Below are 16451 nucleotides of genomic sequence, written 5' to 3' on the forward strand. Positions count from 1 at the left end.
CCCCAGCCGAAGCTGGGGTTGGATGCTATGCCCTGCAAGGGTATTAGCTTAAAACACCTGTACGCCAAAGAAACGGCCCAATACATTGAGCAGGAAAATCACCGCCAGGATGGCTGGAATAAAGGTACCCAGCGAGACATCGATGTATTTCTGCATCAGGCTGCCTTCAAAATCAGGGTTGCCTTCTCGCATCTCGGCGTGCAGATTCACTTTCTGCCAGCGGTAAATTACAAACAAACATAATAACAAGCCATTGAGCGGCAGGATGCTGTAATAGAACACATCCATAATCACATCAAAGAACGACTTGTCCGCGCCACCATAGCTCAGGAAGCTGGTGAGCCAGTCGACCCGGCCAAAAGACAAAGCCGATAGTACCGACAGGGCCACCATCACAACACCCAAAGTAATCAGAGAGCGGCGGCGGGAAATGCCTTTGGTATCCATCAGGCTGGCTACCGGCACTTCAATGATCGAAATCAGTGAGGTCATAGCAGCGAAGAACACCAGCAAAAAGAAGAAAGACGCGACAAAAGATGCCCCAAAGAAACCAATATCCTGCTGCAATGCCAGGAATATTTTTGGCAATACCATAAAAATCATGCCAATACTGGAATCAGTCAGCTCTGATGGATCAATCGTTGGATCCGACCAGAACACCGCAGGTAAAATAAGCAAGCCGGCACAACAGGCCACCAACAAGGATAAACCTGCCACCATCTTACCGGCACCAACGATATCATTGTTCTTCTGAATGTAAGAGCCGTAGGTAATCAAAATGCCCATCGCCAGCGATAAGGAAAAAAACGCCTGCGCCAGCGAATCGGTAAGTACCTGCACATTGATCTTGCTAAAATCAGGGATTAAAAAGAACTGCACACCGAGCATGGCGTTGTCCAGCGTCAGCACGTAGCCCACCAACAACAGCAGCATCACGAACAACGCAGGCATCAAATAAGTAGCCGCCCGCTCGATGCCCTGCTTGACCCCACTCTGCAAAATTAAGAAAGTCAGGCCAATCACCACCGCCATGTACAGATAAAGCTCATTGCTGTTGATGAATAGACCAAAAGCGCCATCCTGTGCCAGCGTATCCAACTGCCCCATCACCGCCTTGGCCAGATAGCCAAAAATCCAGACCGTAATTACCAGATAAAACACCCCTATCATAAAGGGCGTAATAACAGCCAACCAGCCAACGCCATTCCAGAGTGGGCTTTGCCCGATTTTACTGTAGGCACCATGTGGGTTCTGCCGGGTATGGCGACCCAGGCTCATTTCAGCCAGCATTACCGGCAGGCAGATAAAAAATACAAAGAAGGCGTACATGATTAAAAAAGCGGCGCCACCATTCTGGCTAGCCATTACCGGAAAGGCGACCAAATTACCGATACCAACAGCAGAACCTGCCGCGGCCAGAATAAAGCCAATCTTAGAACTAAACAGCTCACGTTTCATTTTGGTTGGGACTCCCTGACATTTATTGTTAGAATTGTTTTTCGTTTTTTCAGCATGCTATCAGGGCCCGTGCTGAAATCCTAGCTTTTCGGTCGCTGCATGCAGGCAGCCATCGTTTTTTCAGTTTCAACCGGCTTATATTCAAGGAATGACCATGTTCTATATGATTTACTCGGAAGACGTCCAGGCTAGCCTGAGCAAGCGACTGGCTAGCCGCCCAGCCCATTTGGCTCGGCTGGAACAGTTAAAATCGGCCGGTCGGCTGCTTTTGGCCGGACCGCTACCTGCCATAGACAGCCTGGAACCCGGCGAAGCTGGTTTTACCGGCTCTTTGGTGGTGGCTGAATTTGAGTCTCTAACCGAAGCCCAGGCTTGGGCCGATGCGGATCCTTATCTGGCAGCCGGTGTTTACGCACGCTCGACGGTCAAGCCATTTAAAAAAGTGTTGCCCTAAGGAGCTTTGATGAGTGCAATTTTATTGACCGGTGGTGCCGGCTACATTGGCAGCCATACCGCACTGGCACTGCTGCGGGCAGGCTTTGCTGTGATTAGCATTGATAACTTTAGCAACAGTAGCGATGAGGCACTTAAACGGGTGCAACAATTGACTGGCCGCTCTCTGCTTAGTCTGCAAATAGATATCCGAGATGAACAAGCGCTAACAAAGCTTTTTGCAGAGCATGCAATTAGCGCTGTGGTACATTTTGCTGGCTTAAAAGCCGTGGGCGAGTCTACTGAGCAGCCTCTGGCATATTACGACAACAATGTCGCGGGTACTATTACCTTGTGTCGGGTGATGCAACAAGCCGGGGTGAAACGTCTGGTATTTAGCTCATCAGCCACTGTCTACGGTGACGCCAAAACCATGCCCATTGTTGAAACCGCGCCCCGCTCTGCTACCAACCCCTATGGCCAGAGCAAGTTGATGATTGAACACATACTTGAAGATCTGACTGCTTCTGATCCTGCCTGGTCCATTGCCTTACTGCGGTATTTTAACCCGGTCGGTGCCGATAAAAGCGGCCTGATTGGTGAAGATCCTAATGGTATTCCTAACAACCTGATGCCTTTTATCAGTCAGGTAGCCGTAGGTAAACGAGCCGAACTCAGTGTCTTTGGTAATGATTACCCCACCAAGGATGGCACTGGCGTGCGGGATTATATCCATGTAGTTGATTTAGCCGAAGGCCATTTAAAGGCCCTGGAATATGTGCAGCAGCACTCCGGCATTGATGCCTTTAACCTGGGTACCGGAGTAGGTTACAGCGTACTGGATATGGTACAGGCTTTTACCGATAAGAATAAAGTACCAGTGCCTTATCGCATTGTCGCCCGCCGCCCTGGCGATATTGCCACCTGCTACGCTGACCCGGGCAAAGCCAGCCAATTACTGGGCTGGCAAGCAAAGCTTAGCCTGGATGATATGGTGCAAGATAGCTGGCGCTGGCAGCAACAAAACCCGGATGGCTATCAGTCGTAATCACCCGAGCAGCAAAATGTTTCATTTAGCATTTTGCTGCTAATCCCACTATTTAGCGCTTAGCCCCGGCCAGCCCGGCTTGGTTTTTTATTGGCTGGCTTTGCTGCCGGGCGCTTCGCCGGTTTGTCCTCTTTCACTTTCGGCTTTGGCTTAGCCTTGGTTTCAGTGTTTCGCCCCGGTGTTTTTTCTGCGATCTGGTGTTTACGCACGGCACGGCGCATACCAGCAATGCGGCGGCGACGCTCACTGCGGTCTTCGGCTTTGATCAGGCTCTGCGTTTCGGCTGGTAACTTCACCAGCTCCCGTAGATAGTTGACTTCATCCAGGCTGCATTCGGCGTAACCACCGGCAGGAATGTGTTTTGGCAAATGCAAATCACCGTAGCGCACCCGTATTAACCGGTTGACCACAGTGCCCTGCGACTCCCACATCCGGCGCACTTCACGGTTGCGGCCTTCAGTTAGCATCACATGAAACCAGCGATTTAACCCTTCGCCTGGCAATACTTTGATTTTCTTAAAGTTGGCCTGACCATCTTCCAGCATCACCCCGGTACGCAGCTTTTGAATAATGGCATCGGTGACTTCACCAAACACCCGCACCGCGTATTCGCGCTCTACTTCAAACTTGGGGTGCATCAGCCGGTTAGCCAACTCGCCATCGGTGGTAAAAAGCAACAGCCCAGAAGTATTGATATCCAGGCGGCCAATAGCAATCCAGCGCGAGCCCTGCAACTTCGGTAAGCGATCAAATACCGTTGGCCGCCCTTCTGGATCATGCCGTGAACAAATCTCTCCTTCCGGTTTATGGTACGCCAGCACCCGACAGACTTGTGCGTCTTCGCTGATGGTTTTCACCACATGCCCATCGACCCGGAGTACTTGCTGCGGCTCGACCCGATCGCCCAAATAAGCCACCTTGCCATCAACCGACACCCGGCCGGCACTGATCATGGCCTCCATTTCCCGGCGTGAACCCACGCCTGCCCTGGCTAAAACTTTCTGTAGTTTCTCACTCATACTATGCTCTCCTGTCGTCCCGACGGTGGTGTAGCGGCCATGCCATCTTCGGCACCGGCCTCATTTTCTGCTAACGATAGCTGCCTAAAAGTGGTTAACTCAGGCAACTGGCTTAAACTTTGTAACCCAAAGTAATCTAAAAATTCTGCTGTGGTGGCATAGAGCCCTGGCCGCCCTGGTACTTCTTTGTGCCCAACCACTTTGACCCAGCCCCGATCCAGCAAGGTACGCATGATCTGCGAGCTGACACTGACGCCACGGATATCTTCAATCTCACCACGGGTGATGGGTTGACGATAAGCAATCAATGCCAACGTCTCCAGCACTGCACGCGAGTAACGGGGCGAACGCTCTGGCCAAAGCTTTGCCAGGAACTCGCTAAGCTCTGGCCGGCTTTGGAAATGATAGCCCGACGCGGTTTCCTGCAATTGTACACCACGACCGGCATAATCCTGAGTAATTTGCGCCAGGATTGCCTGCAATTTCTTCTTGCTGGGAGCAAAGTCTTCGAGCACTGTACTTTGCAAGTCCTGCAGCGACAACGGCTGCTCAGCGGTGAAAATAGCTGCCTCTACCAATTGCAGCAATTGGCTGTCGGAAATAGCCCGCTTCATGCTTTGGCTCCGGTGGCAACTTTCAGGTGAATAGGCCCAAACAACGCTACCTGGGTCAGTGTAATCAGTTTTTCTTTGCTTAACTCCAGAATGGCGAGAAAGCTCACCACTACACCTTCACGGCCCTCCTCGAGCTCAAAGCAGGCTTCAAAAGGTAAGTAATCTTTGTGCTGCAACAGCATGAGGATACGGCTCATCCGCTCCCGGGTCGACATCTGCTCACGCTTGATGTGATGGTGCTGAAAATCACTGGCCCGCTTCATAATATCTTTCAGAGCCAACACCAACTCTTCCAACGCAACCTCCGGCAAGATCACCAGCGGCTGAAAGTTATCGGCCAGCTTGGCCTGACCGCTAAAATAATCGCGTTCCTGGCGGGGCAATTCATCCAGATCGCTGGCGGCTTGTTTGAATACTTCATACTCCTGCAGCCGGCGGATCAGCTCGGCTCTTGGGTCCGCTTCATCTTCATCCGACTCCCGATGCTTAGGCAACAACAAGCGGGATTTAATTTCTGCCAGCATGGCCGCCATCACCAGGTATTCAGCTGCCAGCTCAAAGTTCATTTCCTGCATCAATTCGATGTATTCCATGTACTGTTGGGTAATTTCCAATACCGGCAGTTGCACGATGTCGAACTTGTGCTTTCGAATCAGATACAGCAGAAAATCGAGCGGCCCTTCAAAAGCATCCAGTAATACTTCGAGCGCATCGGGTGGGATGTAGAGATCTTCCGGCCGCTCCAGTACTGCCTCGCCACGAACAAATGCCAGCGGCAAGGGTTGCTGGACGGTTAAGGGGTCGAGTGAGCTTAGTTCATCCATCAGGCAGCTTCAACGAACGGGCATCATTAACGAAAAGGAGCCGTATTGCCCACACCTTCACGCACAATCACAGGGTCGCCATCCGATAGATCCACCACAGTGGTGGGTGCTTCAGCGATAACGCCACCGTGCAGAATAAGATCGACCTGCTTTTCCAACTGCGGACGCATCTCATCAGGATCCGCTTCCGCAAACTGCTGGCCAGGAAGTAATAAAGAAGTAGACATCAAAGGCTCACCCAGCTCTTCCAGCAGCGCCAGCGCAATGCGGTTTTCCGGAATACGCAAGCCGATGGTTTTCTTCTTGTCATTCAAAAAACGCCGGGGTACTTCCTTCGTTCCTTTCAAAATAAAGGTGTACGCGCCCGGGGTGTTGTTTTTAATCAGCCGAAAAGCAGTATTGTCCACTTTGGCAAAGAGGGATAGCTCGGACAGATCGCGGCACATCAAAGTAAAATGGTGATCCCCGCTGATTTGCCGGATGCGCAAAATACGGTCATGGGCGGTTTTATCGCCCAAATGACAGGCCAGCGCATAACCACTGTCGGTCGGATACACCACCACACCACCGCGCTGAATGATCTGCACCGCTTGTTTGATCAGGCGCTGCTGGGGTGTATCGGGATGAATATGAAAAAACTGACTCATGTTTATTCTTCTTATTACAGGTAAAACGGCGCAGCCGTCGACATAAGGATTACAGCGGAAGTGCCTGTTGCCCTACCAACGGCCAATTAGCCCAGACTGGTGTCATCTCTTCTGTTAAATATAGATTTTTTCCCAGCTCATTCCAAGGCGTTGGCTGATGAAAATCGGAGCCAACCGATGCCAGCAAACCATATTGCTGGCACAAAGCCCATAATTCAGCGCGTTGCTGCGGTGTTTGCTGAGGGGAAACCACTTCCATCGCGTCTCCGCCAGCAGCTGCAAAATCAACCACCAGGCGGCGCAACCATTTCCCAGATAACTTGTACTTTAGCGGATGCGCCAGCACGGCCTGACCACCGGCTTGCTGGATCCAGCCAATGGCTTCAGCCAGCTCAACCCAACTGGGTGGCACATAACCAGGCTTGCCCCGCCCCAGGTACTTATCAAAGGCTTTGCCCATATGCTCAACCATGCCTTGCTGCACCAGATAGCGTGCCACATGAGCCCGGGTTAAGGCGGCGCCATTGGCCATGGCTTCAACCCCGGCATAAATATCAGGGAGCTTACAACGACGGCTTAGCCGCTCAGCAATGGCAGCCACCCGCTCGGTGCGTTTTTGCAATTGCTGTTGCAAGCGACCTTGCAGCACAGCGCAATCCGGATCGATATTCAGACCGACCACATGAATTTCAAAGCTTTGCCAGTTGGTAGACAGCTCCACTCCGGCAATCAGTTGCAAACCAGTTCCGTGCTCTGCCAGATACTGTCGGGCCTCCGGAATGGCAGCAACGGTGTCATGGTCGGTGATGGCCAGCACATTCACACCACGCAGCTCAGCTCTTTGCAGCAGCTCCTGTGGCGTGAGCAAACCATCAGAATAGCGGGTGTGGCTATGCAAATCGATTTTCATACAAACTCCTAGCGAGCTTGCATTATCGCACACTTTAGGGGTAATAACGATTCAAAACATAAGGCTTAACCGAAGTCCTGCCCCCCATTGAGTGCTGCGTACAAAGTCACCTTTTCGGTCCCGATCAAACCTGGATTCCGTTGGGTCATAAGGCCGGCGGCTTTCAAAAGAGTACATGGCACCATAAGCATCCAGACGTAGAGAGGAGCCGGAACTCTGCCAGCTCAGGCCTGCCTGAGCATGCAAATCAAGACGCATCTCCTCCACGCTATCCAGCCACTGCAATGGATTAAAGCCAATCATACCGTATGGGCTGATTGGCTGATTCAGGGTAAAGCGCACCGTCATAAAATAGCGGGTTTTATCCGGCTGCTCGGCGCCAGCTCGCGGTAGCCGCTGCCCAAGCACACCTATTTCGGTAAAGTAGTCAGCAAAACGGACTTGTGCCGCCACATAGCCTCCCCGATGCAAGGTATCATCCAACAAATCGGTACTCACCCCCATCACCCCATGAAGACGTTGCTTTTTTTTGATAGGGCTGGCCCGATAACGTACATAGGGGGTAATGGCGTCCCGGGCGTGAAAGTCATATGCATCTTGAATCCGTGATGGCACGGACGAATGCGCATTGGTAGGGCCAGCAACAAGCGTCAGCGGCAGGCACAAGCAGCTACTCCAAACAAATAATCGAAACAACACAGGCATAACAACAGCTTCCATACAATTGTAAAAAAAATGCACCTTAATTGCTGTTTACTGAATGGGATCTGAACATGCCTTTAAAACATATTAGCCATCCAGACATTTATAGGTTTATAATGCTGGACATACAATGAACCGTTTTTTTTCTGCAGAGCTCTTGACCTGAACTGAAAATCGCGGTTTGATAGCACAAACGATAATCAAGAACGTGATTAAAGCTAATGCAACTTCTCAATGTTTGTTCATTCACTGCAATCAACTGGTGGTGGCACACTCCCAACGGGCGTGTGTTGTAGGCGTTGTTTTAGCTTTAATAACCTGAGCCCGTTTCGATGAAACGGGCTTTTTTTTGGTGTAAATTTAGAGAATATTATGATTTTCAGTCACATAACAGAACAAGCCGGGGAAGTCGCCAGCATCGCCATGGCCATCGACTACCAACAGGATCCGTTGACCTGTTACCAGCAACTGGCTGCCGTCAATCCATGCTCTTTGTTGCTCGAGTCGGCTGAAATCGACAGCAAAGATAACCTGAAGAGCTTATTGCTGATTGATGCAGCCCTTCGCATCGAGTGCAATGCTGATACCGTGCTGATTGAAGCTCTCAGTGCCAATGGCGTCACCCTGCTGCCCTTTTTAGCCGACAAGTTGCAAGCTGAAGCCGAAGTGAGCCTGCTGCCAGAACAGTTGACCGTGCGCTATGCCAAAGCGGATCCGCTGCTGGATGAAGCGAGCCGCTTGCAGGTCGCTAACCCTTTTAGTGTGCTGCGCTGCATTCAGTCGCAACTAAACAATCAGAGTGACGAGCAGTTCGCGATTTTCTTAGGCGGCGCCATTGGCTACGACATGATTGCGACGGTTGAACAATTGCCGGAAGTAGCAGTTGGTGATAATCAATGCCCTGACTACTTGTTTTATCTGGCCGAAACCTTGCTGATCACCGATCATCAGGCCCGTAGCAGCAAGCTGATCGGCAATGTGTTTTGCGGTGAGCAAGCCGCAGCCAACTGTTTTGCCATTGGTAAGCGTCTGGAGCAACTTAAGCAACTGACCCAACAACAGCAGCCTTTTAAGCGCGCAGTATCCGCAGCTGGTACAGGCGAGGTGCAAGTTGATATCAGTGATGATGCCTTTAAAGCCGAAGTAACACGGTTAAAGCAGCATATTGTCTGTGGTGATATTTTCCAGGTGGTGCCTTCACGTTGCTTTCAACTGCCTTGCCCTGAGCCATTGGCCGCTTATGCCCGGCTGAAACAGCTGAACCCAAGCCCCTATATGTTTTACCTGCAGGATCGGACCTTTACCCTGTTTGGCGCCTCGCCCGAGTCGGCACTTAAATTCGATGCCAGCAATCGTCAGGTCGAGATTTACCCGATTGCCGGCACCCGCCGCCGTGGTTTTCATGCCGATGGCAGCATCGATGCCGATCTGGATAGCCGCATTGAGCTGGAGCTGCGCCAGGATGAAAAAGAAAAAGCCGAGCATCTGATGCTGGTAGATTTAGCCCGCAACGATGTGGCCCGGATTTCCGTGCCAGGTACACGCTATGTCAAAGAGCTGCTCAAAGTAGATCGCTACTCCTACGTCATGCACCTGGTTTCCCGGGTCATTGGCACGCTGAAACCAGAACTGGATGCATTGCATGCCTATCAGGCATGCATGAATATGGGCACTTTGGTGGGGGCGCCGAAAGTCAAAGCCGCAGAACTAATTCGATTGGTGGAACAAAAACGCCGAGGCAGTTATGGCGGTGCTGTCGGCTACCTGAGCGGTGATGGCAGCTTTGACAGTTGCATTGTGATCCGCTCTGCCTATGTGCAAGATGGGATGGCCTCCATCCAGGCCGGTGCCGGTGTGGTGTTCGACTCCGATCCGCAGGCCGAAGCCGACGAAACCCGCAATAAAGCTCAGGCAGTGATCCGCGCCATTCAAACAGCCGCTCAGCAGGAGGCGCTATGACCACCTTGTACATGCTCGATAATATCGACTCCTTTACCTACAATCTGGTGGATGAGTTTGAACAACTGGGCTATCAGCTGAAACTGTACCGCAATACCGTGCCGGCTGATTTTATTATGCAGCAACTAACCAGCGAGCCAGTTCCCACTGCTCTGGTGCTCTCTCCCGGACCGGGTGCGCCTGAGCACGCCGGCTGCATGCCAGAGTTGATTCGTCAGGCCGTTGGTAAGGTGCCTTTGCTTGGCATTTGCCTGGGTCATCAGGCGCTGGTGGAGCATTTTGGTGGCGTGGTGGGTCAGGCTGGCGAAACCGTGCACGGCAAAACCTCCGCCATTGCACTGACTGAGCATCCGGTCTTTGCCGGTCTGCCACAACCCTTTCCGGTAGCACGCTATCACTCGTTGATTGCCACTACAGTACCGGAGTCTTTGCAGGTGATCGCCCACTTTAACAGCATACCGATGGCCATCGCGCATCGTAGCCTGCCAATCCTCGGTTTTCAGTTTCATCCCGAGTCCATCCTGACCACACTTGGCAAGCCCTTGCTAAAACAGAGTCTGGATTATTTGATGTCAAGGAGCCCTTCATGATTGCAGAACTGGTGCAAAAGCGCCTGAATGGCGGCAATTTCAGCCAACAAGAAGCTCAGCAATTTTTTTCAGCCGTAGTGGCAGGTGAAGTAGATCCGATAGACCTGACTGCTGTGCTGGTTGCCGGTAAACTGCAAGGCATTCAGGCCGATGAAGTGGCCGGAGCGGCGCAGGCCCTGCGTGCTGCCGCCACGCCTTTCCCGGTACAGGCACACAACAGCATCGATTGCTGTGGTACCGGCGGTGATGGCAGCAATACCATCAATATTTCCACCACAGCCGCGATCGTTGCCGCCGCTGCCGGGCTTTCGGTGGCCAAACATGGCAATCGCAGTGTTTCCAGCAAGTCCGGCTCGGCCGATTTACTGGAAAGCCTGGGTGTGAATATTCAGCTTTCGCCCGAACAGGCAGCCCACAGCCTGCAGCAGGCTGGTTGCGCATTTTTATTCGCTCCCCTCTACCATGCTGGGATCCGACATGCGATGCCAGTGCGTCAACAACTGAAAACCCGCACTCTGTTTAATGTGCTGGGGCCACTGTTAAACCCTGCGGCGCCGGGTTTTCAATTGCTTGGCGTCTATGATCCGGCCTTGGGGCCTGTAATGGCACAGGCACTGGAGCAATTGGATGTCCGTACAGCCTGGGTGGTGCATGGCAGTGGTTGCGACGAAATTGCCTTGCATGGGCCCACCGAGGTCACTGAGCTGCATAATGGCGTTATCCGCCAGTTTACACTGACACCCGCCGACTTTGGTTTGCCTGAACGCGACCTTGCTGAACTGGCTGGGGGCGATCCGGCTGAGAATGCCGCCGCCAGCCTGGCCATACTGCAGGGCAAGGGTCTGCCGGCACATCAGGATGCGATTGCCGCCAATGTTGCTGCCATGATGGCGATTACCGGGGTGAACGCTGATCTTAAAGACAACGTGGCCCATATAAAGCAGCTGCTTAGCACCGACCAGGGCTACCGCACCCTGCAATTGATGAAGGAAGCGTCCCATGGCTGATATTTTAAAGAAAATCGTTGATTTTAAACGGCAGGAAGTAGCCCGTTTTAAAACCGAGCGCCCGCTGGAGAGTTTTTTAGCTCAGGTCAAACCGAGTAACCGTAACTTCCTGGCAGCACTGCAACAAGCTGGGCCTCGCTTTATTTTAGAGTGCAAAAAGGCCTCCCCTTCCAAAGGGTTGATCCGGCCTAACTTTGATTTGGATGAACTGGCAGAGGTGTATGGCCAGTACGCCGATTGCATCTCGGTACTGACCGATGCCGAGTTTTTCCAGGGCAGCTACGACAACCTGAGTCAGATCCGCGCTTTAGTCAATCAGCCCTTGCTGCACAAAGACTTTATTATCGATAGCTATCAGATGTATCTTGGCCGCTTAAGTGGCGCCGATGCTGTACTGCTGATGCTGTCAGTACTGACCGATGACGAATACCAGGAGCTGCATCAGGTTGCCGATGCGCTCGCTATGACGGTATTAACCGAAGTCAGTAACGAAGAAGAAACCAAACGGGCCGTGCAGCTTGGCGCTAAATTGATTGGTATCAATAACCGCGATTTACGCGATTTATCCACCGATCTCAATACCAGCTTCAGGCTCAGCAAACTGCTGCCAGCCGATGTGACCCTGGTATCGGAGTCTGGCATTTACACCAATCAACAGGTACGCCAGCTAAGCCAGGTCGCCGATGCCTTTTTGGTCGGCAGCTCTTTAATGGCACAAGCCAATCTGGCTCTGGCCTGCAAGCGCCTGACCCGGGGAGAGCATAAAGTCTGTGGTCTGACCCGACCGGAAGATGTGCTCGCAGTGCAGCAAGCCGGTGCCTGTTATGCTGGCTTGATTTTTTACAGCAAATCACCTCGGGCAGTGACGCTTGCTCAGGCCAAATCCCTGGTCGAAACCGCACCTCTGCAATTTGTTGGTGTCTTTGTCAATGAAAGCGAGCAGCAGGTGGCCAGCATCGCTGCCGAGTTGTCACTGGCAGCCGTGCAGCTACACGGCGATGAAGACGATGCCTACCTGGAGCGCCTGCGGGCCCTGCTGCCAGCCGGAACCGAAATCTGGCGCGCTTACCGCATAGCCGATAGCTTGCCCAACTTTACCACCCAAGCCGACCGCCTGTTGCTCGATACCTACCAGCCCGGAGTTGCCGGCGGTACTGGCGAGCGTTTTAACTGGCAATTGCTAAGCAAACTGCAAAGCAAAATACCTGTGATGCTGGCAGGTGGCTTAACCCCTGACAACATTTCGGATGCACTGGCCTTGCCGGTTGCCGGGCTGGATATCAACTCCGGCATTGAGCAAGCACCTGGCATCAAAGATCACGACCTATTATTGACTGCTTTTAACCGTATCAGAGAGTTTTCTTATGACAAAGCGTAGTTTATCCGCCTATTTTGGCGATTATGGCGGCATGTTTGTCCCAGAGTTACTGGTACCCGCCTTAAAGCAATTGGAGCAGGCTTTTATCGATGCTCAGGATGATGCTGAGTTTCATGCCGAGTTCCAGCATCTGCTCTCCAGCTATGCCGGCCGGCCCACACCGCTAACACTGTGCCGCAACATATCTCCCAACCCCAAGGTTAAAATTTACTTAAAGCGTGAAGACTTACTGCATGGCGGTGCGCATAAAACCAATCAGGTTTTGGGCCAGGCTTTACTTGCCAAGCGTATGGGGAAACACGATATTATTGCTGAGACCGGTGCTGGCCAACATGGTGTAGCCACCGCTCTCGCTTGTGCATTACTCGGCTTAAAGTGCCGCATTTACATGGGCGCGAAAGACATCGAGCGGCAGCAACCCAATGTGTTTCGTATGAAGTTGATGGGTGCTACCGTGATCCCCGTCACCGCAGGCTCTGGTACCTTAAAAGATGCCGTGAATGAAGCCATGCGCGACTGGTCTGCAACCTATGAGGAAAGCCATTATCTGCTCGGCACAGCCGCAGGTCCTCACCCCTTCCCAACCATCGTACGTGAATTCCAGCGCATGATTGGTGAAGAAGCCAAACAGCAGATCCTATCTGAAGAAGAACGATTGCCGGATGCAGTGATCGCCTGTGTCGGTGGTGGCTCCAATGCCATTGGCATGTTTGCCGACTTTATTGACGAGCCATCGGTGCAACTGATTGGTGTTGAACCCGGCGGGATGGGCATCGATACCCACCAACACGGCGCTGCGCTCAGTACCGGCAGTTACGGCATTTTGCACGGTGCCTATACCGCTATTATGCAAACAGCTGATGGCCAGATTGAAGAGTCCTACTCGGTTTCTGCCGGCCTCGATTACCCGGCGGTTGGGCCGCAACATACCCACCTGCAGCAATCCGGTCGGGCCAGTTATGTCGCCATCAACGATGACGAAGCACTGGCTGCCTTTCAGGCATTGGCCAGACACGAAGGCATTATCCCAGCCCTGGAAAGCTCGCATGCACTGGCCTATGCCCTGAAGCTGGCTCAGCAAGCTGATAAAGAGCAAATCCTACTGGTCAATTTATCCGGGCGGGGTGATAAGGACTTAACCCATGTGCATAGCATTTTAACTGCGCAAAGCGCACAGGAGGAGCAGGCATGAGCCGTTATCAGCAGATGTTTAATCGCCTGGAGCAGCAGCAACAAGGCGCCTTTGTTCCTTTTGTTACCATCGGGGATCCGAACCTAGAGCTATCGTATCAGATCATTGAAGCCCTGATCGAAGGTGGCGCTGATGCGCTGGAGCTGGGTATTCCATTTTCTGATCCGGTGGCCGATGGTCCCACCATTCAGGGTGCGAATATCCGTGCTTTAGCCGCAGGGGTCACCCCAGGCGGTGCGCTCGGACTGATCAGCCAGCTGCGCGCCAAATATCCAGACTTACCTATTGGCCTTCTGCTCTACAGCAACCTGGTGATGGCCAGGGGAATTGATGCCTTTTACCAACAGGCAGCCGCTGCCGGCGTTGATTCGGTGCTGATTGCCGATGTGCCGCTGCATGAGAGCAAACGCTTTCGCCAGGCCGCCATGCAGCATGGCGTAGCACCCATTTTTATTGTGCCGCCAAACTGCGATGATGACAGCCTGCGTCAGGTGGCGTCGTACGGCCGTGGTTATACCTACCTGCTAAGCCGGGCCGGCGTTACAGGTACTGAAACCAAAGCAGCAGCACCTGCCCATCACCTGATTGAGAAACTGGCCGAATACCATGCAGCGCCCACCTTACTCGGCTTTGGCATCTCAGCACCAGAGCATGTGAAAGATGCGCTGGATAGTGGCGCCGCAGGGGCTATTTCAGGCTCAGCCATTGTGCAGCGGATTGAAAAGCTGCAACACCAGCCAGAAGAGCTGTTGCAAGAGCTCACCGCTTTCGTCCGGCAGATGAAAGCGGCTACGCAGCGTTAACTTAGCTTAGTCATCCCCGGTAGCTTCTGCAGCTACCGGGGCTGAATCCGCAACCTTGCTAAACGCCATATCACGATAGGCATGGCGGCTTCCAACCTGCACCCGGTGCGGCATCAATTCAAAGCCGGTAACTTGACGCTTTGCATTCAGTTGAAACTGGATCAGCGTATCTGCTGCCACATTGGGATCCTGCCAGCGGATCACAAAGCTGTGATCGACAAAAGGCTCCATACTGCCTACTTTATTTATCATCCGCTCAGAACGAAAGCTCAGGCCTTCGGGACTGTGCAGGATCTCAATCCCACCAAACCAGCGATCGACAAAATAACCGGCGTAAGCACTGAGTGGAAGTAACACTTCGCCGGTCCCGACCGGCAAATCCGGCGTCCGGCTGGCCGCTCTTTGCTCGCGCTCTTCACGTTCTTGTTGTAAAAACGCAACCCAGTTTTGTGGCTCAGGTACTACCAGATAGCTATCCAGAATGGACTGCATCACTGCCATCCTGGCACCACTGTCCGAGCCATTATTCAGTACCACCACACCCAGATCCAGCTCTGGTACCAAAGCAACATAGGCCTGATAACCGGATAAGGTACCGGTATGGTGCACCACCTTATGGCCATGCATGTCCTGCATCCGCCAGCCAAGACCATAGGCACTGAAATGGGTTTGATGCAGCTGTCGGGTGCGATTAGTCACGGCCATCAGTGTATTCGGTGACCACATTTCCTGCAGTTGCTGCTGACTAAATACCCGGAAGCTATTGGTTGATGCCTGAGACTGCTCGAGCAGATACTGCAGCCATTTGGTCATCTCCGCCGCGCTACATACCAAGCCACCTGCTGCTGCCGACATCAGTCCTTTGCCATCAATGCCATTGCGCGGAATACTAAAAAAGTCACCATTACGAGTGCCATAACCTACCGCACTGTTGGCCACCGCCTCTGCCGGCATATCACCGGCATAACAGGCCATACCAAGCGGCTGGAAAATACGTTCTGCTACAAAATCTTCCCAGGCTTGCTGCGCGACACGGGCGACCAGTTCTGCAGCTGTAATGTAGAACACATTGCTGTAACCGTAATTGCTACGAAAGCTAAATTCAGGGGTCAGATAGCGTAGATTGTGGATCACTTCCTGGCGGCTAAAACCGGAAGGTTCAGGCCAAATCATACTATCACCAGCACCACCAACCAGGCCGCTGCGATGCGATAGCAAATCACGAATGGTAAACTCACTGGTGACCCAGGGATCCTGCAGCCGAAACTCCGGCAGGTGATCGACCACCTTGTCATCCCAGCTCAGCTTACCCTCATCCACCAAGATCGCCACACTGGCCGCCGTAAAAGCTTTGCTGGCAGAAGCCAGCCGGAAGTAGCTGTCGGCAGCAACCGGTAACTGGTTTGCCAAATCCCGGTAGCCATAACCAGCAAGATGCACCACTTCCCCCTGATGCACCACAGCGACTGACATACCAGGTGTATCAAACGCCTGCATGGATTGCGTCACTAAATCAGAGATGGACAGCTCAACGGCAGGCTCAGCCTGGCTCACACTGCACGACAACCAAACAGCAGCCGATACCAGTTTTATAGTAGGAATTAAATATTTCATGATAGGAATAATTTATTACGAATAATTCCAGCTTATCACAGCAGGATGAATGCAATCCAGTGCATCATTGTGATCATCTGATGGCTTCGGCTAGTTGGATGATGCACTGAACCGGCATGGCGACAAATGATCGCACAGGGCGCATTTCCCAAGGGCAGTAGTATTAGTTTCTTTCATACTGGTGGCTTGCAAGGATTGGCAGGGTTACGTTATAGAGGGTCACTCACTGAAGCAGACTATCAAATTTTAGCGGC

Annotated in this window: 16 protein-coding genes; 8 read left to right on the forward strand and 8 right to left on the reverse strand. The window is 52.5% G+C overall.

Annotation, left to right across the window (positions count from 1 at the left end; genetic code table 11):
• Positions 1-48: 48 nt before the first annotated feature.
• Positions 49-1458 carry a sodium-dependent transporter gene (locus ABC502_RS11350; protein WP_345915960.1) on the reverse strand — a complete coding sequence of 470 codons (1410 nt, stop codon included), beginning with the start codon at positions 1456-1458 and terminating at the stop codon, positions 49-51.
• 154 nt (positions 1459-1612) lie between these two features.
• Between ABC502_RS11350 and ABC502_RS11355 the strand changes: the two genes are divergently transcribed.
• Both ABC502_RS11355 and galE read left to right on the forward strand, forming a co-directional pair.
• Positions 1613-1912 (forward strand): YciI family protein, encoded by a 300-nt coding sequence (locus tag ABC502_RS11355; protein ID WP_345915961.1) that lies wholly within the window; start codon positions 1613-1615, stop codon positions 1910-1912.
• A gap of 9 nt (positions 1913-1921) precedes the next feature.
• Entirely contained in the window at positions 1922-2938 is a 1017-nt protein-coding gene (galE, locus tag ABC502_RS11360) for a UDP-glucose 4-epimerase GalE (RefSeq protein WP_330088299.1), read from the forward strand.
• A gap of 59 nt (positions 2939-2997) precedes the next feature.
• Here the strand turns inward: galE and rluB are convergent, their stop codons facing one another.
• Genes rluB through ABC502_RS11390 form a run of 6 tightly spaced genes read right to left on the reverse strand, consistent with a single transcriptional unit; the run spans position 2998 to position 7567 of the window.
• The gene (gene rluB / locus ABC502_RS11365; RefSeq protein ID WP_330088300.1) at positions 2998-3957 is read right to left on the reverse strand and encodes a 23S rRNA pseudouridine(2605) synthase RluB; all 960 of its coding nucleotides are present in this window, start codon (positions 3955-3957) and stop codon (positions 2998-3000) included.
• On the reverse strand, positions 3954-4571 hold the full coding sequence (scpB, locus tag ABC502_RS11370; protein ID WP_345915962.1) for an SMC-Scp complex subunit ScpB: 618 nt from the start codon (positions 4569-4571) through the stop codon (positions 3954-3956). The genes rluB and scpB overlap by 4 nt, the downstream gene beginning before the upstream one ends.
• The gene (locus ABC502_RS11375) at positions 4568-5395 is read right to left on the reverse strand and encodes a segregation/condensation protein A (RefSeq protein WP_330088302.1); all 828 of its coding nucleotides are present in this window, start codon (positions 5393-5395) and stop codon (positions 4568-4570) included. The genes scpB and ABC502_RS11375 overlap by 4 nt, the downstream gene beginning before the upstream one ends.
• A 26-nt stretch (positions 5396-5421) precedes the next feature.
• Entirely contained in the window at positions 5422-6042 is a 621-nt protein-coding gene (locus ABC502_RS11380; RefSeq protein WP_345915963.1) for an L-threonylcarbamoyladenylate synthase, read from the reverse strand.
• Positions 6043-6091: 49 nt separating this feature from the next.
• A complete protein-coding gene (locus tag ABC502_RS11385) occupies positions 6092-6952 on the reverse strand; it encodes a PHP domain-containing protein (protein WP_345915964.1) in 861 nt (286 codons plus the stop codon).
• A gap of 51 nt (positions 6953-7003) precedes the next feature.
• Entirely contained in the window at positions 7004-7567 is a 564-nt protein-coding gene (locus ABC502_RS11390; RefSeq protein WP_345915965.1) for a hypothetical protein, read from the reverse strand.
• A gap of 459 nt (positions 7568-8026) precedes the next feature.
• On the opposite strand from ABC502_RS11390, the gene ABC502_RS11395 reads away from it, so the two are divergent.
• From ABC502_RS11395 to trpA, 6 genes are read left to right on the forward strand one after another with little or no spacing between them, the layout of a single operon-like run.
• Positions 8027-9613 carry an anthranilate synthase component 1 gene (locus ABC502_RS11395; protein ID WP_345915966.1) on the forward strand — a complete coding sequence of 529 codons (1587 nt, stop codon included), beginning with the start codon at positions 8027-8029 and terminating at the stop codon, positions 9611-9613.
• Positions 9610-10203, forward strand: a complete 594-nt coding sequence (locus ABC502_RS11400) for an aminodeoxychorismate/anthranilate synthase component II (protein WP_330088306.1) — start codon at positions 9610-9612, stop codon at positions 10201-10203. Before ABC502_RS11395 ends, ABC502_RS11400 begins: the two co-directional genes overlap by 4 nt.
• Positions 10200-11210: an anthranilate phosphoribosyltransferase gene (trpD, locus tag ABC502_RS11405; protein WP_345915967.1), complete on the forward strand. Its 1011-nt coding sequence runs from the start codon at positions 10200-10202 to the stop codon at positions 11208-11210. The genes ABC502_RS11400 and trpD overlap by 4 nt, the downstream gene beginning before the upstream one ends.
• Entirely contained in the window at positions 11203-12588 is a 1386-nt protein-coding gene (gene trpCF / locus ABC502_RS11410) for a bifunctional indole-3-glycerol-phosphate synthase TrpC/phosphoribosylanthranilate isomerase TrpF (protein WP_345915968.1), read from the forward strand. The genes trpD and trpCF overlap by 8 nt, the downstream gene beginning before the upstream one ends.
• On the forward strand, positions 12575-13780 hold the full coding sequence (trpB, locus tag ABC502_RS11415) for a tryptophan synthase subunit beta (protein WP_345915969.1): 1206 nt from the start codon (positions 12575-12577) through the stop codon (positions 13778-13780). Before trpCF ends, trpB begins: the two co-directional genes overlap by 14 nt.
• The gene (gene trpA, locus ABC502_RS11420; protein ID WP_345915970.1) at positions 13777-14583 is read left to right on the forward strand and encodes a tryptophan synthase subunit alpha; all 807 of its coding nucleotides are present in this window, start codon (positions 13777-13779) and stop codon (positions 14581-14583) included. The genes trpB and trpA overlap by 4 nt, the downstream gene beginning before the upstream one ends.
• Before the next feature lie 6 nt (positions 14584-14589).
• Here the strand turns inward: trpA and ABC502_RS11425 are convergent, their stop codons facing one another.
• Complete coding sequence (locus tag ABC502_RS11425; RefSeq protein ID WP_345915971.1) at positions 14590-16197, reverse strand: serine hydrolase; 1608 nt, start codon at positions 16195-16197, stop codon at positions 14590-14592.
• Positions 16198-16451 lie beyond the last annotated feature (254 nt).

Origin of the sequence: Alkalimonas sp. NCh-2 (assembly GCF_039631345.1) — a bacterium.
Lineage (GTDB): Bacteria > Pseudomonadota > Gammaproteobacteria > Enterobacterales > Alteromonadaceae > Alkalimonas > Alkalimonas mucilaginosa.